The organism is Zestomonas ipomoeae (genome assembly GCF_057128665.1).
Genome location: NZ_JBSKHQ010000016.1, coordinates 52,910 through 72,388 on the forward strand (window position 1 = coordinate 52,910; position 19,479 = coordinate 72,388).

Genomic DNA, 19,479 nt, shown 5'->3' on the forward strand with positions numbered 1-19,479 from the left:
CACCCGATCAGCGCTTGCAGCGGCGCCGCTGCAAGCCCACCACCAGGCCGAACAGCAGCAGGCCCGGCAGCCACATCAGCTCCTTGGGCCAGCGCTCGGTGGGTGCGCGCACCCGCAGGATCTCCTGGTCGAACTCCAGGCCGGCGTCGGCGGCCGGGCTGCCGAAGGCGACGCTGTCCACCAGCACCTTGCCGTCCTGCTCGTAGGTCATCAGCCCGAGCCTGGCCAGGCGCTCCGCGCCGTTGGCGCCATCCGGCACCGGCAGCAGCAGGGTGAACTCCCGCGGATCACCCACCGCGTCCTCGCCGCGAATGCGCAGGCGCAGCTGGCTGTCCTCGCCCACCGTGTCCAGCGCCTGGGCCAGTTCGGTCGGCGGAATATCGCGGTAGGGGTCGTGCACGATGTCCATCCAGAAGCCGGGGCGGAACAGGGTGAAGGCCACCAGCAGCAGCAGCAGGCTTTCGTACCAGCGGCTCTTGGTGAGGAAGTAGCCCTGGGTGGCGGCGGCGAAGATCAGCATGGCCAGGGTCGCGGCGATGAAGATCAGCACGCCGTGCCAGAAGTCCACGTCGATCAGCAGCAGGTCGGTGTTGAAGATAAACAGGAACGGCAGCGCCGCCGTGCGCAGGCTGTAGTAGAAGGCGACGATGCCGGTCTTGATCGGGTCGCCCTTGGACACCGCGGCAGCGGCGAACGAGGCCAGCCCCACTGGCGGGGTGACGTCGGCCATGATGCCGAAGTAGAAGACGAACAGGTGCACCGCGATCAGCGGCACGATCAGCCCGCTCTGCTGACCCAGCGCCACCACCACCGGCGCCAGCAGGCTGGAGACGACGATGTAGTTGGCGGTGGTCGGCAGGCCCATGCCGAGGATCAGGCTGAGCAGCGCGGTGAGGATCAGCATCAGCAGCAGGTTGCCCATCGACAGCAGCTCGACCAGATCGGCCAGCACCAGGCCGACGCCGGTCTGCGAGACCGCGCCGACGATCAGGCCGGCGGCCGCCGTGGCGATGGCGATGCCGATCATGTTGCGCGCGCCGGCGATCAGCCCTTCGCGCAGATCGATCACGCCGTCCATGAAGGTGCCGTGGTCATGGCTGCCGTCCTTGCGCAACCAGCTCAGCAGCGGGCGCTGGGTGAGCAGGATGATCACCAGGATCACGCTGCCCCAGAAGGCCGAGAGGCCGGGGGACAGGCGCTCGATCATCAGGCACCAGACCAGCACCACCACCGGCAGCAGGAAGTGCAGGCCGGAGAGCAGCACCGGGCGGGTCTGCGGCAACGCCTCCAGCGGTGCGTCGGGATCTTCCGGCGGCAGCGGTGGCGTGCTCGCGGCAATCTTCAGCAGGCCGACGTAAACCAGCGCCACCAGCGCGCCGATGCCCCAGATGGCCGCATCGCCGAGCGCTGGCTTGAGCCAGCCGAGGCCGTAGTAAACCCCCAGGGACAACCCGGAAATCAGCGCGGCGCCGAACGCCAGGCCGGTCAGCCGGCGCAGCCAGGGGTGCGCCGGGCCGCTGCGCGGCAACGGCACCAGGCCGAGCTTGAGCGACTCCAGGTGGACGATGTAGACCAGCGCGATATAGGAAATCAGCGCCGGCAGGAACGCGTGCTTGACCACCTCGATATAGGGAATGCCGACGTACTCGACCATCAGGAACGCCGCCGCGCCCATCACCGGCGGCATGATCTGGCCGTTCACCGAGGAGGCGACTTCCACCGCGCCGGCCTTCTCCGAGGAAAAGCCGGTGCGCTTCATCATCGGGATGGTAAAGGTGCCGGTGGTGACCACGTTGGCGATGGACGAGCCGGAGATCAGTCCGGTGAGGCCGGAGGCGACCACCGCTGCCTTGGCCGGGCCGCCGCGCAGGTGGCCGAGCAGGCTGAACGCCAACTGGATGAAATAGTGGCCGGCGCCGGCCCGTTCCAGCAGTGCGCCGAACAGTACGAAGAGAAACACGAAGCTGGTGGAGACGCCGAGGGCGATGCCGAACACCCCTTCGGTGGTGATCCACTGGTGATTGGCCAGCGCGGTGAAGCTCACCCCGCGATGGGCCAATAGGCCGGGCATCCAGGGGCCGGCCAGGCTGTAGACGAGGAACACCAGGGCGATCACCGCCAGGGCCGGGCCGAGGGCGCGACGGGTCGCTTCCAGCAGCAGCGGAATGCCGATGCAGGCGGTGACCAGATCGGCGGTGGTGAGGTTGCCGGGACGCTGAGCCAGTTGTTCGTACATGACGAACAGGTAGGCGGCGGCCGCCGCGGCCACCAGGCCGAGGGCGACATCCAGCAGCGGCACGTAGTCCCGTGGCGAGCGCTTGAACGCCGGATAAACCAGGAACGCCAGCAGCAGGGCGAAGGCCAGGTGGATGGAGCGGGTCTCGGTGTCGTTGAACACGCCGAAGCCGAACACGAAGGGCAGCGGCGAAGCGATCCACAATTGGAACAGCGACCAGAGCAGCGCCAGAACGGCGATGATTTGCGCCATCGGCGCACCGGGCAGGCGCGCGCCGACATCCTGGGCGATCAGTTCTTCGGTGGACAGGGACTTGTCTTGCATGGGACGGCAACCTGCACGTGGAAGGGACATGCAAAACCCGCGGCCGGGGCGCGCGGGTCTTCGCTTAACACGGACTCGGGCGGGACGCTCGTAGAGGCGAATTCATTCGCCTGGCCAGGTATCCCGCCGGGCGAATGAATCGCCCCTGAATCCGTTGCCTACAGCCAGCCACGTTCCTTGTAGTAGCGCGCGGCGCCGTCATGCAGCGGCGCGGACAGGCCGACCTTGATCATGTCCTCGGCCTTCAGATCGGCGAACGCCGGGTGCAGGCGCTGGAAGCGCTCGATGTTCTCGAACACCGACTTGACCAGTTGGTAGACCACTTCCGGATCGGTCTTGGCGCTGGTGGAGAGCACCGCCTTGCCACCGATGGACGGCGTCGCCTGGTCATTGCCCTTGTACATGCCGCCAGGGATTTCGGCCTTGGTGTAGTAAGGCTTTGCGGCGAGCAGCTTGTCGATCTCCGGGCCGGCGACCGGCACCAGCACAGCGTCGACGGTGGTGGTGGCTTCCTGGATGGCGCCGTTGGGATGGCCGACGAAATAGGTCATGGCATCGATGTTGTTATCGCCCAACGCACTGGCCTGCTCGGCCGGCTTCAGCTCGGCGGCGAGGGCGAATACCGACTTGTCCCAGCCCTTCTCGCGCATGATCTCTTCCAGGGTGTCGCGCTGGCCGGAACCGGGGTTGCCGATGTTCACGCGCTTGCCCTTGAGGTCGTCGAAGCTCTTGATGCCGGCATCCTTGCGCGCCAGCACGGTGAACACCTCGCTCTGCAGGGAGAACACCGCGCGCAGGTCGTCCATCGCACCTTCGGCCTGGAACGGCTCGAGGCCCTTCATCGCCTTGTACTGGTGGTCGGACTGCATGATGCCGAAGTTGAATTCGCCGTTGCGAATGCCGTTGACGTTGGCCACGCCGCCGCCGCTGGCCGGAGCGTTGCACTTGATGCCATGGTCGGCGCTGCCGCGGTTGACGAAACGGCAGATCGATTGCCCGGCGACATAGTAGACGCCGGTCTGGCCACCGGTACCGATGGTGACGAACGTGTCCTGCGCGTGTGCGGCGCCGCCCATCACGCTTCCGGTGAGCGCGGCCGCCAGGGCCCATGCCAAAGATTTGCCATTCATGGGAATTGCTCCTTTGTTTTGCTTGTTAGGATTCGACTCGCCCGGCCGGGGCTGGCCGCAGGAAGCGACGTTTATACCGGATAGCCTCCTGCCATACGCATGCCGAAGGCGCATGGGCCATGCCGGATATGATAGGAGCCAGCCGCTGGGGTTCCCCGCGGGGCCGATATTGCCGGCGACGTGGTATCAGCCGGCCGCCTGCCGCAGGCGTGGCAGGTCGAGAATCTCGATTTCCCCATAGGTCAGCCGCAGGATGCCCTGGGCTTCCAGTTCCTTGAGGATCTGGTTGGTGGTCTGCCGGGAGATCGCCAGCATCAGCGCCAACTGCTCCTGGGCCAGGTGCAGCACCTGGCGCGGCTCGGTCTCGCCATAGCCCTCGGCGATCATCAGCAGCCGCCGTGCCAGGCGCGGCGCGGCCGGCAGCAGGCTCATCTCTTCCAGGGCGATGAACGCCAGGCGCAGCTTGTGGCTCATCAGCAGGGCGATGTCGCGCCAGTAGCGCGGCTCGCGCTCCAGCAACTCCAGCAGCCGCGCCTGGGGTACCTGCAATAACTGGGTCGGACCTTCGGCGAAGGCATCGTGGGTGCGCGGCTGGCCATCGAACAGGGAAATCTCGCCGAACCAGTAGGGCGGCTCGACCAGCGTCAGCAGCGCCTCCTTGCCGCTGCGGCTCACCGCGCCGACGCGCATCGCCCCGTCCAGCACCGCGTAGAGCCCGCAGGGCCTGTCGCCACGACTGAACAGCCGCTGTCCCGCCTGCAACGGACGCGGCACCGCACGCGCCAGCAGCGCCTGCTGCAAGGCCGGCGGCAGCGCGGCATACCAATGGCCGGCCAACAGGCGTTCGTGCATTTGCGCTGTATTCATCGCCACCCTTCATCGTCGCCACAGAGTTTGTCGGCTAGCCGACAGAGCCGCGGCCGGCGGGCCGTCGATCATGACCGGGCCTGCGTGCTCATTCCAAGGACCCTTCCATGAAGAATCTAGTCGACCACCTTAGCCAATATGCCGCCTACCATCGCGACCGGCGCAATATCGCCACGCACTTTGTCGGTATCCCCCTGATTGTGCTGGCCGTCGCCGTGCTGCTGTCGCGCCCCGGCCTGCCAGTGGCCGGGCTGTGGCTGTCGCCGGCGGCACTGGTCGCGGCGGCCAGCGCCGTGTTTTACCTGCGCCTGGATCTGTGCCTGGGCCTGGCGATGGCGGTGCTGCTCTGGCTCAGCCTGTGGTGCGGCGCGGTGCTGGCGGTGCAGGCCACGCCGGTATGGCTGAGTGGCGGGTTGGCGTTGTTCGTGATCGGCTGGGTCATCCAGTTCGTCGGCCACTACTACGAGGGGCGCAAGCCGGCGTTCGTCGACGATCTGATGGGCCTGCTGGTCGGCCCGCTGTTCGTGGTCGCCGAGCTGGGCTTTGCACTCGGCCTGCGCGGCGAGCTGCGACAGGCCATCGAAGCACGGGTCGGCCCGACCTGCATTCGCCAGAAAAACGCGACCGTCTGAGTAGCGACATGAACGTGTCGATCTGCGACAAGCCCCACCGCAAGACTGTCTAGTCGGCCAACTTTCTGGCGAAAAGTCCCTGAATTGCCGCTGGTCGGCCGCTACACTCAGCGGCCGACCATCAGCCAGCGCCGTTCCCGCCATGCCGCACGCCGCCCCGCAGATCCTGATTGCCACGCCCGACCCGCAGTTGGCCGCGTTGCTCGCCCGCCAGGTCGGCGAAGTGCGTGGCGACGTGCAAGTGCTCAACGCCAGCGACTGTCCGGCGGCCTTGGCGCAGTGCCGCCAGCGCCTGCCGGAACTGCTGATCGCTGACGAGCAGTTGCCCGGCCACGGCGGTCTGGAATTGCTCCGCCTGCTGCGCCGAGAAGACGGCGGCGACGCGTTGCCCTTCATCCTGATCAACGCACCGATGGACGCCGCCAGCGTGCGCGCCGCGGTGGCGTTGTCCCCGGCCGCCTACCTGGGCAAGCCATTGGGGCTGAACAAGCTGCGCCACCACCTGACACGCCTGCTCGGCGCGACCCCGAAAAACCCGGGCGCCGCCCCCTCCACCAGCCTGGCCGACTACCTGGATGCGCTGCGCGAGCGCGGCTTTTCCGGCGCGCCATTGCTGGCCGACGTCGCCAGCGCCATCCAGCAGTGCCTGGATGCCAAGCAGAACCACCTCGGCGACCTGCAACGGCTGCCGGTGGCCGACGAGAAAAGCGATGCGCGCCTGGCATCGGCACGTACCGCCAACCTGCTGCTGAGCCTGACCCTGGAACGCCAGACCAAGCTGGCCGACCCGCGCCTGGCCAGCCTCGCCGTCGCCGCCTGGCGCCAGGCGCAGCGCACCGCCGAGTTGGCCGCCTGGCTGGCCGACGAACTGGCCATCGATGCCCGCCGCTGCTACACCGCCGGGCTGTTGCACAACATCGGCGAACTGGCGCTGCTGCGCTGCCTGCAACGCTGGCAGGATGCCGGCGGCACGCTCGGCGAAAGCGAACTGCACCAGGTCATGCAGGAACGCGCCGCCGCCTTTGGCTCGGCACTGCGCCTGCACTGGCGCCTGCCGATCGCCCTGCGCGAGCAGATCGCCGCCGCCTACACCCTCGGCAGCGGGGTCTACTCCCGCGAGGCGCTGGTGCTCAACCTCACCCGCCAGGTGCTGACCCTGCCCAGCCATCGCGCGCCGCTGTCGCTGCAGGACGAACGCGCCCCGCGCCTGCTGCGCATTCGCCCCGACCTGCTCGACCGCCTGCCGCTGGACAGCCTGCCCGCGGCCAGCTGAGCCGTGCCCGTGGGTTGCGGTTGAGCGACGCGAAGCCCAACGGCCTCTCGGCTCTCAATGCCGCACCAGCATCAGATGAGCGAAGATCAAGGTGCCCACGCCCCAGGCACCATTGAGCATGAAGCCGATGAGAAAACGCCCCGGCAAGGCCGTCAGGTCGAAGCCCAGGCCCTTGAGCGGGAACACCACCAGCAGCGCCACGCTGGTCAGGGCGATACCGCCGAACAGCAAGCCCTTGAGCCAGGGTAGCGGGCGCCCGCCGTGCCAGCGCAAGGCAGCCACCAGCACCATGCCCCAGACGCCACCCCAGAAACAGGCGGACAGCCAGGCCGGCACCTTCAGCGGGGCAGTGGCAGCGATGGAAAAGGGCGCGAACGGCACCACGCCATAGGCGTGCAACAGGCCGAGCAGCGGTTGATGAAAGAAGATCACCGCGAGAAAACCGGCGACGAACGCCAAGAGCCAACGTTGCATGGCAGTCCCTCCTGCAAAGACCCGACTATAGACCCGCCGGCGCCGGGCCTCGGCGTGCTGACCGCGCATCGCCATGGAGATTTTGCGCCAGCCGTTGTAACGCCAGGTGGCTATCGTCACTCTAGTGGGACACGCACCGCCAGAGGAGACCTGCTGTGCACGCCATGCTGCCGCTGCTCGACCGGCTCGCATTCCCCGCCCTGCGCCGGGGCCCGCTGGAAGCCCTGCAGATCAACCTCACCTACCGCTGCAACCAGCGCTGCCTGCACTGCCACGTCAACGCCGGGCCGACTCGCACCGAGGCGATGACCGACGAGAGCCTGGCGCTGCTGCATCAGGTGATCGATGCCCACCCGGTGCATACCCTGGACCTGACCGGCGGCGCGCCGGAGATGCACCCGCGCTTTCGCGAACTCGTCCGGCACGCGCGGCGCGAGGGGTTGCGGGTGATCGACCGCTGCAACCTGACCATCCTCAGCGAACCTGGCCAGGAGGATCTCGCCGCCTTTCTCGCCGAGCAGGGCGTGGAGGTCACCGCCTCGCTGCCCTGCTACTCCCGCGACAATGTCGACCGCCAGCGCGGCGACGGCGTGTTCGACGCCAGCATCGCCGGCCTGCGCCAGCTCAACGCCCTGGGCTACGGCCGGGAGGGCAGCGGCCTGCTGCTCAACCTGGTGTACAACCCCCAGGGACCCAGCCTGCCACCGCCGCAGGAGAAGCTGGAGGCCGACTACAAGGCACACCTGGCCGAGGACTTCGGCATCGTCTTCAATCACCTGCTGTGCATCACCAACCAGCCGATCGCCCGCTTCGGCAGCACCCTGGTGAGCAAGGGCCAGTTCAACGACTACATGCAACTGCTGCGCGACAGCTACCGCCCGGAGAACCTCGCCGGCGTGATGTGCCGCTCGCTGCTCAGCGTGGACTGGCAGGGCTACCTGTACGACTGCGACTTCAACCAGATGCTCGACCTGCCGCTCGAGCTGCCGGACCGGCTGATCGGCCGCGAACGCGCGCACCTGCGCGACCTGCTCAACGCGAGCCTGAACGGCAACCCCATCGTCACCCGCGACCACTGCTTCGCCTGCACCGCCGGACAGGGCTCCAGTTGCGGCGGTGCGTTGGGCTGAAGAACACAAATGCATGCCGCCACGGCGCGGTCCCATGGCGGCGGACTCATCCGCCAACGGAGCCTGACCAGGCGAATAAATTCGCCCCTACACGGGATTACGACCATGCACGACGATGTGAAGACCTACTACGGCCAGACCCTGCAATCCTCGGCCGACCTCAAGACTAGCGCCTGCTGCACCAGCGCGGCGCCGCCGGAGCATCTGCGCCGGGTGCTGGCCAAGCTGCACCCGGAGGTGCTGGCGCGCTACTACGGCTGCGGGCTGATCGCCCCGGCGGCGCTGGACGGCTGCCAGGTGCTCGACCTCGGCTGCGGCGCCGGGCGCGACCTGTACTGTCTGTCGGCACTGGTCGGCGAGCATGGTGGCGTCACCGGCATCGACATGACCCCAGAGCAGCTCGACGTCGCCCGCCGTCACCAGCGGTTCCATGCCGAGGCCTTCGGCCATGAGCGCTCCAACGTACGCCTGATCGAGGGCGAGATCGAACGTCTGGACGAGCTGGGCCTGGCCGCAGACAGCTTCGACGTGCTGGTCTCCAACTGCGTGATCAACCTGGTGCCGGACAAGGCGCGGGTATTGCGCGAGGCCTGGCGAGTGCTCAAGCCGGGCGGCGAGCTGTACTTCTCCGACGTCTACGCCGACCGTCGGGTGCCCGCCGAGCTGGCGGCCGATCCCGAGCTGTACGGCGAGTGCCTGTCCGGCGCGCTGTACTGGAACGACTTCCTCGACCTGGCCAAGGCCGCCGGCTTCGCCGATCCGCGGCTGGTGGAGGATGCGCCGATCGAGATCAGCGACCCACGCATTGCCGCACGCATCGGCCATATCCGCTTCTTCTCCGCCACCTACCGATTGTTCAAGCTGGACGGCCTGGAAAGCGCCTGCGAGGACTACGGCCAGGCGGTGGTCTACCAGGGCGGCGTGGCCCACCAGGAACAGGCCTTCCTGCTCGACAAGCACCACCGCATCGAGCGCGGCCGGGTGTTTCCGGTGTGCGGCAACACCTGGCGCATGCTCAAGCACACCCGCTTCGCCCCTTACTTCCAGTTCATCGGCGACTTCTCCACCCATTACGGCATCTTCGAAGGCTGCGGCAGTTCGCTGCCGTTCGACACGGTGGTGCAAGGCGGTGCGGGAACCTGCTGTTGAACCGTGCGGGAGCAGCGCTGCGGGCTCTTTGTTGGGCTTCGCTGCGCTCGACGCCAACCTACACTGCCGGGCGGATATGCAGCCCGACCACGAGCGCCGCGACGCGGCCCCTTTTGTTGAGGAACCGAGAACGCCCATGAACCCGCGCAAACTGCTTCTGTTTGGCCTGATCGCGCTGCTGGTCGGTGCCTTCTTCGTCTTCGACCTCGGCCAGTACCTGAACCTGCAAGCGCTCAAGGCACAACAGGCCGCGCTGGATGCCCAGGTCGCCGCGCACCCCTGGCTGGCGGCCGGGGCGTTCTTCCTCGCCTATGTCGCGGTCACCGCGCTGTCGCTGCCCGGTGCGGCGCTGATGACCCTGCTGGCCGGCGCGCTGTTCGGCCTGTTCGAAGGCTTCGTGCTGGTTTCGTTTGCCTCCACCCTGGGTGCGACCCTGGCCATGCTCAGCAGCCGCTTCCTGTTGCGCGACTGGGTGCAGGCGCGCTTCGGCCAGCGCCTGGCGGGGATCGACGCCGGCGTCGAGCGCGAAGGCGCGTTCTACCTGTTTGCCCTGCGCCTGGTGCCGGTGTTTCCGTTCTTCCTGATCAACCTGGCGATGGGCCTGACCCGCCTGCCGCTGCGCACCTACTGGTGGGTCAGCCAGCTCGGCATGCTGCCGGGCACCCTGGTCTACGTAAATGCCGGCCGTGAGCTGGGCCAGCTCGATTCGCTTGGCGGCATCCTGTCACCCGGTCTGCTCGGCGCCTTCGTCCTGCTCGGGGTGTTCCCGCTGATTGCGCGCAAGCTGCTGGACCTGATCAAGGCGCGGCGGGTGTATGCCGGCTGGCACAAGCCCAGGAGGTTCGATCGCAATTTGCTGGTGATCGGCGCCGGCGCTGGCGGCCTGGTCAGCGCGTATATCGCGGCGGCGGTCAAGGCCAAGGTCAGCCTGATCGAGAAGCACCGCATGGGTGGCGACTGCCTGAACACCGGCTGCGTGCCGTCCAAGGCGCTGCTGCGTTCGGCCAAGCTGGCCAACGAATTGAAGAAGGGCCCGGCCCTGGGTTTCACCGGCGTGCGTGGCGAGGTGGATTTCCCTGCGGTGATGCGGCGCATCCAGCAGGTGATCGCCGATATCGAGCCGCATGACTCGGTCGAGCGCTATACCGATCTGGGCGTCGAGGTGATCCAGGGCGAGGCGAGAATCCTTTCGCCCTGGACCGTGGAGGTGAACGGCCAGGCGCTGACCAGCCGCAATCTGATCATCGCCGCCGGGGCGCGCCCGCTGGTGCCGAAGATCCCCGGCCTGGAGCTGGTGCGCAGTTTCACCTCGGACGATATCTGGAGCCTGCGCGAGCAGCCGCGCTGGCTGCTGGTGCTCGGCGGCGGGCCGATCGGCTGCGAGCTGGCCCAGGCGTTCCAGCGCCTCGGCAGCCAGGTGATCCAGGTCGAGCTGGCCGAGCGCCTGCTGCCCCGCGAGGACGCCGACGCCAGTGAGCTGGTGCTCGCCAGCCTGCGCGCCGATGGCGTGGATGTGCGCCTGCGGCACAGGGCCGAGCGCTTCGAGTTGATCGACGGCGAGCAGCGCATGGTGGCGCGCCGTGTCGATAGCGGCGAAGAGGTGACCATCGCCTTCGATTGCCTGCTGCTGGCGCTCGGCCGGGTGGCCAACGTCAGCGGCTACGGTATCGAGGAACTGGGCCTGGCCCTGCGCGCCAACGGCACCCTGGACACCGACGAATACCTGGCCACGCGCTTCCCCAATATCTATGCCGTCGGCGATGTCACCGGCCCCTACCAGTTCACCCACGTCGCCGCGCACCAGGCCTGGTACGCCGCGGTCAACGCGCTATTCGCACCGTTCAAGCGCTTCAAGGTCGACTACCGGGTGATCCCTGCCTGCACCTTCACCGACCCCGAGGTGGCGCGGGTCGGCCTGTCCGAAGGCGAAGCCCAGGCGCAGGGCATCGCCTATGAAGTGACTCGCTACGGCATCGACGACCTCGACCGGGCGATTGCCGACGAGGCCGCCCACGGCCATGTGAAGGTGCTGACCGTGCCGGGTAAGGACCGCATTCTCGGCGCGACCATCGTTGGCGAACACGCCGGCGAACTGCTCGCCGAATACGTGCTGGCGATGAAGCATGGGCTGGGCCTGAACAAGATCCTCGGCACCATTCACAGCTACCCGACTATGGCCGAGGCAAACAAGTACGCGGCCGGCGAATGGAAGCGCGCCCATGCACCGCAGGGCTTGCTGCGCCTGGTCGAGCGCTTCCACGCCTGGCGGCGCGGCTGATGCGCGGCCTGTCGCTTGCACTGCTGCTGATGGCGCTGGCCCACGGCGCCCAAGCGGACAACCAGCTGGCACCCTGGACATTCGGCTCGCCCACCGGGCAGTGGTCGATACCCTGGCGGCCGGTGGATATCGCCAAGATCGATCCGCCGGTACGCAGCCTGGCCGAGCAGGACGGCCGCAAGGTGCTGCATATCGAAGCCGACGCGGCGGCCGGCGGCCTGCTGCATCCGCTCGATCTACCGGGTGACCGGCCCTGGCGGTTTAGCTGGCAATGGCGCACCGAACGCGCACTCGACAAGGCGCGCTTCGCCACCCGCGAGGGCGACGACTATGCCGCACGGGTCTATGTGCTGCTCGACTATCCGCTCGATACGCTGCCCTTCGTCACCCGGCAGAAGCTGCGCCTGGCGCGCGCCTTCTTCGACCCGGACCTGCCGGCGGCGACTCTCAGCTACGTCTGGGACAACCGCCAGCCACCCGGCAGCCACGCCCGCAGCGCCTATACCGAAACCGTGGAGATGCATGTGCTGCGCGGCCCGGAGGCACCGCTCGGGCAATGGCTCGGCGAGGATCGCGACCTGCGCGCGGACGCCATCGCCGCCTTCGGCAGCGCGCCGCGGCGCATTCTCGGCGTGGTCTTCGCCGCCGACAGCGACAACACCGGCGAATCGGTCGACAGCTCTTTCGCGGCGCCGCGCCTGCAGCTGGCCCAGCCCTAGCCAGCCGGACTCAGGCGACCTGGGCGCCGTCCAGCCGCCGCCTCGGGCTCGCCACGGGACCAGCGATTGGCACGGGCGAAGGTGCCGAAGTCGTTGAAGCGCACGCCCATCTCGCGCATTACCCGGTGTGCCAGCGGCGCGGTCAGCTGGCGAATGTAGAACGGCTCCTTGACCACGAAGTGATGGATCGCATGGGTGCTGCCGAAGTTGAAGCAGAACGCCTGCAGCGGCCATAGCCACCAGGGGTTGAGCACCTGGGTCTGCTGGATCACGTTGCCCGGCTCGACGTCGCCGTAGTAGTGCATGTTGGAACTGACGAAGTGCAGGCAGAAGGTGCGCAGCACGTTGGGGCCGACCAACACCACCACGGCGATGTCCACCAGCTGCATGACCTGCAGCGTGGTCGCCGACCAGGCAATCGGCGCACCCATGGCACCGGCGACGACGTCGAGCAGGTGAAAGCCGAGGAACAGGTACCAGGTGCTCCAGTTGAGTAGCGCCAGCGGCGCGTAGACCCGCAGGGTGCGCCGGAGGATGGCGCGCTTGTGCGCCCAGCTTTTCGCCCGCAGCAGGCGGATCAGCGCGGACATCACGTTGTCGCCGACCATCAGCAGGCGCGCCAGGCCCCAGGGCTCGCCGTTGGTGATGGCGCGCTCCTCCATGTCCGCCTCGGTGCCGGACACCTTGTGGTGGTTGAGGTGCAGGTGGCGGCGAATCCACGGGTTGATGGTGCTCGGTCGCGCCAGCCAGACCAGCGCCAGCATCAGGTTGTGCGGCACCCGGCGTTTGCGGAAGTACATTGAGTGCAGCAGGTCGTGCTCCAGCTCGTGGGTCAGCGAGGCGAAGAAGGCATTGGCCAGCAGGCAGGCCCACCAGGCGATCACGCCGTTCAGGTAGAGCGCGGCGGCGCCGCCCATGCCGGCCAGGGCAAAGGCCAGGATGCCGGCGCCGAGGGCGTCCTGGTGCCGCAGCAGCGGGTAGCGACGACGCAGTTCCTCGCCGTGGGCCATCACCACCTGGCGAATATGCGCCGATCGCTGCTGGTCATTCAGTGGCTCGCGACTTGCGGGGGGTTGGGTCATGCTCGCATCCTCTTGTGGTCGTCGTGCACCGCCGGGTCCCGTTACTGTGCATGGCCACGCCCCAGGCGGCCCGACCCAGGACGCCAACCTGTTGACCGGACACGCCAAGATCATGAGCGCCGAACCGACCACCCTCGCCAGCTGGACCCGCGCCCTGCGCCGGCAGCTCGATGCCCTCGGCCTGGACAGCAGCGCGCTGTGCCGGGACGCCGGACTCGACCCGGCACTGATGGACGACCCCAACGCGCGCTACCCGCTGTCGGCCACCACCCGCCTGTGGCAACTGGCGGTGCAGGCCAGCGGCGACCCGGCGCTGGGGCTGAAGGTCTCGCACTACGTCGGCCCGACCACCTTCCACGCCCTCGGCTATGCCCTGAGCGCCAGCGCCAGCCTGCGCGAGGTGTTCGAGCGCACGGTGCGCTACTACCGGGTGGTCAGCGATGCCTCCGAACTGGCGCTGTGCCGGGTCGGCGAGTACTACGAGTTCCACCTGCGCGTACCGCCGGGCGGGTTGGCGCTGGCCCCGGAGGCGGTGGATGCTTTCGCCGCGATCTACGTGCGCACCTGTCGCAACCGCCTGGGTCGCGACTACGCGCCGCTGGCGGTGCACCTGGGGCGACCGCCGCCGGCCGACCCCGAACCCTGGCACCAGGTGTTCCGCGCGCCGCTGCACTTCGGCGCCGAGGAGACACTGCTGCGGTTCGCCCGCGCCGATTTCGACCGTCCGCTGGAAGATGCCAACCCGGAACTGGCCCGGCACAACGAAGCGGTGCTGCAGCGCACCCTCGAACAGCTGCAACCGCCGACCTGGCAACGCCGGGTACGCGCCTACCTGGAGGCCCGGTTGCCCAACGGCGAGCCCAGCGCCGCAGGGGTCGCCAGCGCGCTGCACCTGAGCCTGCGCAGCCTGCAGCGGCACCTCGCCGACGAGGGCACCCGCTACGAGGAATTGCTCAACGACACCCGCCAGACCCTGGCCCTGCGGCACATGGGCGACCCCCACTGTTCGATCAGCGAGATCGCCTACCTGCTCGGCTTTGCCGACACCAGCAGCTTCAGCCGCGCCTTCAAGCGCTGGACCGGGCAGACGCCCAGCCAGTACCGCGAAACGCTGCGGCGCGGCTGAGGGCTCAGCTCGCCTCCAGTTCGGCGCAGACGCTGAGCAACTGCTCGCGCAGCCAGATGTTCGCCGGGTCCTGGTCGAACGGCAGGCCCCAGAGCATGTCCAGGGTGAAGGCCGGCAGGCCCGGCGGCGGCACCGGGCAGGCACGGGTACGCTCATCGCCGAGCAGCGCATGCACGCGGGTGGGCAGCATCAGCAGCAGGTCGCTGCCGGGAATCAGTTGCAACGCCGCCACATAGCTGTTGGCCCGCGCCGCCAGGCGCCGCGAACGACCCTGCTGCTGCAGCCAACCGTCGATCATGTTGCGTTCGGAGTCCCAGGGCGTGGGGAACACATGGCGGCGCGCGCAGAACGCATCGAGGTCGGCCAGCGGCGGTTGCGCCGCATCCTGCACGCAGAGCAGCTCGTCATGCAGCAGCGTCTGGCTGTGCAGCTCGACGGAGGCGCGGTGCAGGTGCGGGCCGAACCCCAGGGCCAGGTCCAGCTCGCCATCGAGCAACGCCTGCAACGGGATGTCGCGGCCGAGGCGGCTGACCTCCAGGCCGATGGCGTGGCCGTCGCGCTGCAGCCGGCGCAGCAGCGTCGGCAGGATCAGCAGCTCGAAATACTCCGGCGCGCAGATCCTGAAGCTGCGCTGGAGACAGCCTGGATCGAACTCGCTGGCCACCTCCAGGCAGGCATTCAGGCGCTCCAGCGCCTCGCGCACCAGCGGCCGCATGGCCAGGGCCTTTCGCGTCGGCTGCATGCCCTGGCGGGTGACGATGAACAACTCGTCGGCGAAGGCCGTGCGCAGCTTCTTCAGGCAGTAGCTGAGGGTCGACGGGCTGAGGTTGAGCGCCTCGCCGGCGTCGCCGAGGTTCTGCCGCTCGAACACCTCGAGAAACACCAGCAGGTCCTGGAGATCGACTTTGCGCAAGGCGTTGGCAAGCAGCATGGGGAGGTTCCGCGGCGAGTGACCGCGCCGACTATGCCGGATCGTCCGGTGACCGCGCAAAACTTGCCAGACACCTGGCAGCAATCCACGAAGGGCGGATGGAACCCGCCGCTTCCGCAGCAAGGTCCGCGCCATTCTCGGCGCGAAAGCAGACACCTAGGCGTTGTTCAACGCCGTGCGCGGGGTCGCGCGCCAGGCCAGCCAGAGCAGGCCGGCGACGATGGCCGCGGCGCCCGGCCAGCTGTGGGCCGGCGGCAATTGGTGGCTCAGGCCGGCCTGGATCAGCAGCGCGAACAGGGTGCTCAGGTAGCTGTAGGCGAGCAGCGTGGCCGGGGCGATGCGCCGTGCCGCGCGATGCAGCAGCCAGAAGGTGGCCAGGGTGCCAAACAGCGCGAGGAAGCCGAGCCAGGCCAGGTCCCTCGCCTCCAGCAGGCCAAGGCTGCGCCAGCGGCCGCCAGGCAGGCTGAACAGGCCGAGGAACAGCGCGCCGAACAGCAGGTTGCAGCAGGTCGCCCGCGCAGGCTCGCGGGCGACGCCCCAATGCTCGCCGAACCAGTGGCTGAGCGGCGTGTATAGCGCCATCGCCAGGCAGCCGCCGATGAAGATCAGCAGCGGGTAGGCCTCCAGCGAAGCGTCTCCGGCCGGTCGCTGCAGCACCAGCCAGAGCGCACCGCCGGCCGCCAGCAGCGTCGGCAGCAACCGCGCCAGGGCATCGCCGCGACGCAGCAGGCCGGCCTCGAAGGCCAGGCTGAGCAACGGCACGCTGAGGAACAGCAGCGCGGTATTCAGTGCCGAGGTGTACTTCAGCGCCTCGAACAGGCTGGCGAAGTACAGCGCCAGCAGCAGGCCGAGCAGCGCATGCCCGGCCAGCGCCCGGCCGCGCGGCAGGCCCTCGGCACGCCCCAGCAGCAGAGGCAGGAACAGCAGCGCCGAGAGCAGCAGGCGCACGCCGCTGAGCGGCAATGCGTCGACCGCCGGGTCGATCTCGGCGGCGGCGAAGAACGCGGCGGCCACCAGCCAGGCCCAGAGCAGCATGGACAGGTGCGCACGCAGCCCCGACAGGCGACTGCGGGTATTCGACAGGGATTGATCGAGCGAGGACATGAACGACTCCAGACAACGGGATTGACTCCATTAGCGCGCAGCCCTGGGACGGCGGCCAAATCAAAAACCCCAGGGGCCCTTCGAAAAAATGCGAATCGCCACGCCGCGCGAACGCTGCCCTCGACAGCCGCCCGGCGCCACGGCATGGTTACGCCTTCGCGGCCCGCCGTGTGGCCGCCTTCGCGAGTGCCTGCATGACTCTTCGCTCCCGGCCCGCTTGCCGATGCCCGCAATGACCGCCTTCGACCTGTTGCTGGTCGGCGCCGGCCATAGCCATCTCGGCGTCTTGCGCCGCTGGGCTGTCGGCAAACGCCCGCCGGGACGCATCGGCCTGCTCAGCCCAGGCCCTGCGGCCTGGTACTCCGGCATGCTGCCGGGCCTGCTGGCCGGCCGTTACGCCTCCGCCCAATGCCGCATCGACCTGGCCCCGCTGTGCCGCGCGGCCGGCGTCGAACTCTCGATCGGCACGGTGCAATCGCTGGACGCCGATGCCGGCCAGCTGCGCCTGGCCGATGGCAGCGAGCGGCGCGCCACCTGGCTGTCGCTGAATGTCGGCGCGCGGGTTGCCGCTCCCGAGCGCCGCGGCGAGGCCATGCAGGTTTTGGCGGTCAAACCCTTCGCCGAGTTCCTCGCCGGCTGGCAAGGCTGGCGCGAGCAGCCCAAGCGCCTGGCGATCCTCGGCGGCGGGCCGGCGGGCGTCGAACTGGCCCTGGCGCTGGCCGGCCAGGTGCCGCAGCTATCCCTGTTCTGCGCCGGCCCGCTGCTCGTCGGGCAAGCCCCGGGCCTGCGCCTGCGCGCCCTCGGCCATCTGGCCCGGCGCGGGGTCCAGGTTCGCGAGCATTGCCCGATAACCCGCATCGACGAAGACCGCTTGCTCAGCGACAACGAGGCGGTCTGGCATGGCCAACGGCTGCTGCTGGCCAGCGGCGCAGCGGCCTGGCCGTGGCTGGCCGACAGCGGCCTGGCAGGTGATGCCGCAGGCTTCGTGCGCATCGACGCGCAGTTGCGCAGCCACACCCATCCGCAGGTATTCGCCAGCGGCGATTGCGCCAGCCTGCCAGGTACGGCGAAGAGCGGCGTCTATGCTGTCCGCCAGGGTCCGGTGTTGGCCGCCAACCTGGAGGCGGCACTGCGCGACCGGCCACTGCAGGCCTATCGCCCGCAGCGGCGCAGCCTGGCCTTGCTGGCCACCGGCGACGGCGGCGCGCTGCTCGCCTGGGGCCACTGGACGGCCGGTGGGCGCGTATTCGGCTACTGGAAGGACTACCTTGACCGCAGCTTCGTACATCGCCACCAACGGCCGGCTTAGCCCAGCGAAACCAACACACTGCCGCTCCGTTGGGCTTCGCTGCGCCCAACCACAACCTACCGGAACCCGGCAAGCACCGCACCGCCTGCCCCAGGCCCGCGTAGGTTGCGGTTGAGGAGCGCAGCGACGAAGCCCAACGAATTCGCACGGGACAAGCCTCGTCTTCCCGCCTCATCTTGTGCCGACCCGGCAGCGGCATCGGTGCCTGACTATCGCCGATAGAGCAACGCTCTTCCCCAGGCCGCCTAGTCGATGTGCTCGCCGGCTTCTTCCGGCAGGTGCGGGTCCAGCGTGAGCCAGGGCAAGCGGTTGGCGATCCAGATATGGCGGTCCGCCGGCGCCTGCTCCGGGTGGTCCAGGGTGGCCACGGTGACATCCAGGCTGTCCGGGCTCAGGCGGGTGAGCAGCGCCAGTTGTGCGCCGCAATCGCCACAGAAATAGCGCGTGCAACTGGCCGACGAGGCATGCTCGCGCGGCGTGCCGGCGGTCCACTGGAAGGCCTGGCGCGGCACGGTGATCCAGGTGACGACGATGCCGCCGCTGGTACGCCGGCAGATCGAGCAGTGGCAATGGGCGATGTCCCGCAACGGCGCACGGAACTGGTAGCGCAGGCGGCCGCAGTGGCAACCGCCAGTATGGGTATCGGGCATTGGACTTTCCTCTCGGCGACCCCGAACACGGTAGCAACGTCTCTCCCTTTACGCCGCACTTGCGCGACCGCACGGGACTGCCGAAGATGGCCCGTCCCCGCCTGTTCGAGTACCCCCGTGACCGTGCTGTTGCTGGCCCTCTGGCCGTTGTTCGCCCTGATCGTCGGCGGCTACCTGCTGCGCCGCTGGGCCTTTCCCAGCGAGGCTTTCTGGCCCGGCGCCGAGCGCCTGAACTACTTCGTCCTGTTCCCGGCCCTGCTGTTCAGCAGCCTGGCCCAGGCGCCGCTGGACAACCCCGCGCTGCCGCGCCTGGCCCTGGCAGTGCTGCTCGGCCTAGGCCTGGCGTGGGCTGCCCTGCTCCTCGCCAGGCGCCTGTGCGGCTGGTCGGCGGCCCGCTTCGGCGCCATCACCCAGGGCCTGCTGCGCTTCAACACCTACCTCGGCCTGGCCGCCGTCGGCAGCCTGTTCGGCCAGCAGGGCCTGACCCTGGCGGCACTGATGCTGGCGCTGATGGTGCCGACGGTGAACGTGATGTCGGTCTGGGCGTTGACCGCCGAGCGCGGGGTGAACGCCCGCTCGCTGCTGCTGCCGATTGCCCGGAACCCGCTGATCCTGGCCTGCCTGGCCGGCGCGCTGGTGAACCTATCCGGCCTCGGCCTGCCCGGCGGCACGGATCGCCTGCTCGGCCTGCTGGCCGCCGCCAGCCTGCCGCTGGGCCTGCTCTGCGTCGGCGCCGCGCTGCGCCCGCAGGAGCTGTCCGGCGAGGTCGGTGCGCTCGCCTGGAACTGCGCCCTGCGCCTGCTGGCCATGCCGGCGCTGGCTGTCGCCGTAGCCTGGGCGCTGCATCTGCCGGCGCTGGAAAGCAGCCTGCTGGTGCTGTTCTTCGCCCTGCCGACGGCACCCACCGCCTATGTGCTGACCCGCCAGCTCGGCGGCGACAGCCACCTGATGGCGGGCATCATCACGCTGCAGACGTTGCTGGCGGCGGCCAGCCTGCCGCTGGTCATGGGGCTGCTGGGCGCCGCATAGACCCAGGTCAATGCCCGCCCGCCAGGGGCTGCCTAG

Annotated in this window: 17 protein-coding genes; 9 read left to right on the top strand and 8 right to left on the bottom strand. The window is 68.7% G+C overall.

What is annotated here, in order from left to right:
• Positions 1–7 precede the first annotated feature (7 nt).
• The 3 genes from ACWKV7_RS16885 to ACWKV7_RS16895 form a co-directional block, all read right to left on the bottom strand.
• A complete protein-coding gene (locus ACWKV7_RS16885; RefSeq protein ID WP_483858856.1) occupies positions 8–2,560 on the bottom strand; it encodes a TRAP transporter permease in 2,553 nt (850 codons plus the stop codon).
• 158 nt (positions 2,561–2,718) lie between these two features.
• Entirely contained in the window at positions 2,719–3,690 is a 972-nt protein-coding gene (locus ACWKV7_RS16890) for a TAXI family TRAP transporter solute-binding subunit (RefSeq protein ID WP_483858857.1), read from the bottom strand.
• Positions 3,691–3,876: 186 nt separating this feature from the next.
• Positions 3,877–4,557 (bottom strand): Crp/Fnr family transcriptional regulator, encoded by a 681-nt coding sequence (locus ACWKV7_RS16895; RefSeq protein WP_483858858.1) that lies wholly within the window; start codon positions 4,555–4,557, stop codon positions 3,877–3,879.
• A gap of 107 nt (positions 4,558–4,664) precedes the next feature.
• On the opposite strand from ACWKV7_RS16895, the gene ACWKV7_RS16900 reads away from it, so the two are divergent.
• On the top strand, positions 4,665–5,189 hold the full coding sequence (locus ACWKV7_RS16900) for an Mpo1 family 2-hydroxy fatty acid dioxygenase (protein WP_483858859.1): 525 nt from the start codon (positions 4,665–4,667) through the stop codon (positions 5,187–5,189).
• Between the two features lie 142 nt (positions 5,190–5,331).
• The gene (locus ACWKV7_RS16905; RefSeq protein ID WP_483858860.1) at positions 5,332–6,462 is read left to right on the top strand and encodes an HDOD domain-containing protein; all 1,131 of its coding nucleotides are present in this window, start codon (positions 5,332–5,334) and stop codon (positions 6,460–6,462) included.
• A 54-nt stretch (positions 6,463–6,516) separates the two neighbouring features.
• Here the strand turns inward: ACWKV7_RS16905 and ACWKV7_RS16910 are convergent, their stop codons facing one another.
• Complete coding sequence (locus ACWKV7_RS16910; RefSeq protein WP_483858861.1) at positions 6,517–6,936, bottom strand: hypothetical protein; 420 nt, start codon at positions 6,934–6,936, stop codon at positions 6,517–6,519.
• Between the two features lie 164 nt (positions 6,937–7,100).
• Here ACWKV7_RS16910 and arsS point away from each other — a divergent pair, with 164 nt between their 5' ends.
• The 4 genes from arsS (at position 7,101) to ACWKV7_RS16930 (ending at position 12,212) form a co-directional block, all read left to right on the top strand.
• The gene (gene arsS / locus ACWKV7_RS16915) at positions 7,101–8,066 is read left to right on the top strand and encodes an arsenosugar biosynthesis radical SAM (seleno)protein ArsS (protein WP_483858913.1); all 966 of its coding nucleotides are present in this window, start codon (positions 7,101–7,103) and stop codon (positions 8,064–8,066) included.
• 105 nt (positions 8,067–8,171) lie between these two features.
• On the top strand, positions 8,172–9,215 hold the full coding sequence (locus tag ACWKV7_RS16920; protein ID WP_483858862.1) for a methyltransferase domain-containing protein: 1,044 nt from the start codon (positions 8,172–8,174) through the stop codon (positions 9,213–9,215).
• A gap of 136 nt (positions 9,216–9,351) precedes the next feature.
• Positions 9,352–11,493, top strand: a complete 2,142-nt coding sequence (locus ACWKV7_RS16925; protein WP_483858863.1) for an FAD-dependent oxidoreductase — start codon at positions 9,352–9,354, stop codon at positions 11,491–11,493.
• Positions 11,493–12,212: a DUF3047 domain-containing protein gene (locus ACWKV7_RS16930; RefSeq protein WP_483858864.1), complete on the top strand. Its 720-nt coding sequence runs from the start codon at positions 11,493–11,495 to the stop codon at positions 12,210–12,212. Before ACWKV7_RS16925 ends, ACWKV7_RS16930 begins: the two co-directional genes overlap by 1 nt.
• Here ACWKV7_RS16930 and ACWKV7_RS16935 read toward each other — a convergent pair.
• On the bottom strand, positions 12,209–13,294 hold the full coding sequence (locus ACWKV7_RS16935) for a fatty acid desaturase (protein WP_483858865.1): 1,086 nt from the start codon (positions 13,292–13,294) through the stop codon (positions 12,209–12,211). The two genes, ACWKV7_RS16930 and ACWKV7_RS16935, sit on opposite strands and share 4 nt — an antisense overlap.
• A 112-nt stretch (positions 13,295–13,406) precedes the next feature.
• On the opposite strand from ACWKV7_RS16935, the gene ACWKV7_RS16940 reads away from it, so the two are divergent.
• A complete protein-coding gene (locus ACWKV7_RS16940; RefSeq protein ID WP_483858914.1) occupies positions 13,407–14,420 on the top strand; it encodes an AraC family transcriptional regulator in 1,014 nt (337 codons plus the stop codon).
• 4 nt (positions 14,421–14,424) lie between these two features.
• Here ACWKV7_RS16940 and ACWKV7_RS16945 read toward each other — a convergent pair whose 3' ends face one another.
• Positions 14,425–15,351, bottom strand: a complete 927-nt coding sequence (locus ACWKV7_RS16945; protein ID WP_483858866.1) for a LysR family transcriptional regulator — start codon at positions 15,349–15,351, stop codon at positions 14,425–14,427.
• 156 nt (positions 15,352–15,507) lie between these two features.
• Positions 15,508–16,455, bottom strand: coding sequence for a DMT family transporter (locus ACWKV7_RS16950; protein ID WP_483858867.1), 948 nt, complete (start codon positions 16,453–16,455; stop codon positions 15,508–15,510).
• A 232-nt stretch (positions 16,456–16,687) separates the two neighbouring features.
• Between ACWKV7_RS16950 and ACWKV7_RS16955 the strand changes: the two genes are divergently transcribed.
• Positions 16,688–17,764 carry an FAD-dependent oxidoreductase gene (locus tag ACWKV7_RS16955; RefSeq protein WP_483858868.1) on the top strand — a complete coding sequence of 359 codons (1,077 nt, stop codon included), beginning with the start codon at positions 16,688–16,690 and terminating at the stop codon, positions 17,762–17,764.
• Positions 17,765–18,009: 245 nt separating this feature from the next.
• Here ACWKV7_RS16955 and ACWKV7_RS16960 read toward each other — a convergent pair whose 3' ends face one another.
• On the bottom strand, positions 18,010–18,414 hold the full coding sequence (locus ACWKV7_RS16960; RefSeq protein ID WP_483858869.1) for a GFA family protein: 405 nt from the start codon (positions 18,412–18,414) through the stop codon (positions 18,010–18,012).
• A gap of 117 nt (positions 18,415–18,531) precedes the next feature.
• Here ACWKV7_RS16960 and ACWKV7_RS16965 point away from each other — a divergent pair, with 117 nt between their 5' ends.
• Positions 18,532–19,443: an AEC family transporter gene (locus tag ACWKV7_RS16965; RefSeq protein ID WP_483858870.1), complete on the top strand. Its 912-nt coding sequence runs from the start codon at positions 18,532–18,534 to the stop codon at positions 19,441–19,443.
• The last annotated feature ends 36 nt before the right edge of the window (positions 19,444–19,479 follow it).

Excerpts from the sequence above, each read along its gene's own strand:
- ACWKV7_RS16885 (WP_483858856.1), bottom strand. The coding sequence starts at position 2,560 with ATGCAAGACAAGTCCCTGTCCACCGAAGAACTGATCGCCCAGGATGTC.
- ACWKV7_RS16890 (WP_483858857.1), bottom strand. The coding sequence starts at position 3,690 with ATGAATGGCAAATCTTTGGCATGGGCCCTGGCGGCCGCGCTCACCGGA.
- ACWKV7_RS16895 (WP_483858858.1), bottom strand. The coding sequence starts at position 4,557 with ATGAATACAGCGCAAATGCACGAACGCCTGTTGGCCGGCCATTGGTAT.
- ACWKV7_RS16900 (WP_483858859.1), top strand. The coding sequence starts at position 4,665 with ATGAAGAATCTAGTCGACCACCTTAGCCAATATGCCGCCTACCATCGC.
- ACWKV7_RS16905 (WP_483858860.1), top strand. The coding sequence starts at position 5,332 with ATGCCGCACGCCGCCCCGCAGATCCTGATTGCCACGCCCGACCCGCAG.
- ACWKV7_RS16910 (WP_483858861.1), bottom strand. The coding sequence starts at position 6,936 with ATGCAACGTTGGCTCTTGGCGTTCGTCGCCGGTTTTCTCGCGGTGATC.
- arsS (WP_483858913.1), top strand. The coding sequence starts at position 7,101 with ATGCTGCCGCTGCTCGACCGGCTCGCATTCCCCGCCCTGCGCCGGGGC.
- ACWKV7_RS16920 (WP_483858862.1), top strand. The coding sequence starts at position 8,172 with ATGCACGACGATGTGAAGACCTACTACGGCCAGACCCTGCAATCCTCG.
- ACWKV7_RS16925 (WP_483858863.1), top strand. The coding sequence starts at position 9,352 with ATGAACCCGCGCAAACTGCTTCTGTTTGGCCTGATCGCGCTGCTGGTC.
- ACWKV7_RS16930 (WP_483858864.1), top strand. The coding sequence starts at position 11,493 with ATGCGCGGCCTGTCGCTTGCACTGCTGCTGATGGCGCTGGCCCACGGC.
- ACWKV7_RS16935 (WP_483858865.1), bottom strand. The coding sequence starts at position 13,294 with ATGACCCAACCCCCCGCAAGTCGCGAGCCACTGAATGACCAGCAGCGA.
- ACWKV7_RS16940 (WP_483858914.1), top strand. The coding sequence starts at position 13,407 with ATGAGCGCCGAACCGACCACCCTCGCCAGCTGGACCCGCGCCCTGCGC.
- ACWKV7_RS16945 (WP_483858866.1), bottom strand. The coding sequence starts at position 15,351 with ATGCTGCTTGCCAACGCCTTGCGCAAAGTCGATCTCCAGGACCTGCTG.
- ACWKV7_RS16950 (WP_483858867.1), bottom strand. The coding sequence starts at position 16,455 with ATGTCCTCGCTCGATCAATCCCTGTCGAATACCCGCAGTCGCCTGTCG.
- ACWKV7_RS16955 (WP_483858868.1), top strand. The coding sequence starts at position 16,688 with ATGACCGCCTTCGACCTGTTGCTGGTCGGCGCCGGCCATAGCCATCTC.
- ACWKV7_RS16960 (WP_483858869.1), bottom strand. The coding sequence starts at position 18,414 with ATGCCCGATACCCATACTGGCGGTTGCCACTGCGGCCGCCTGCGCTAC.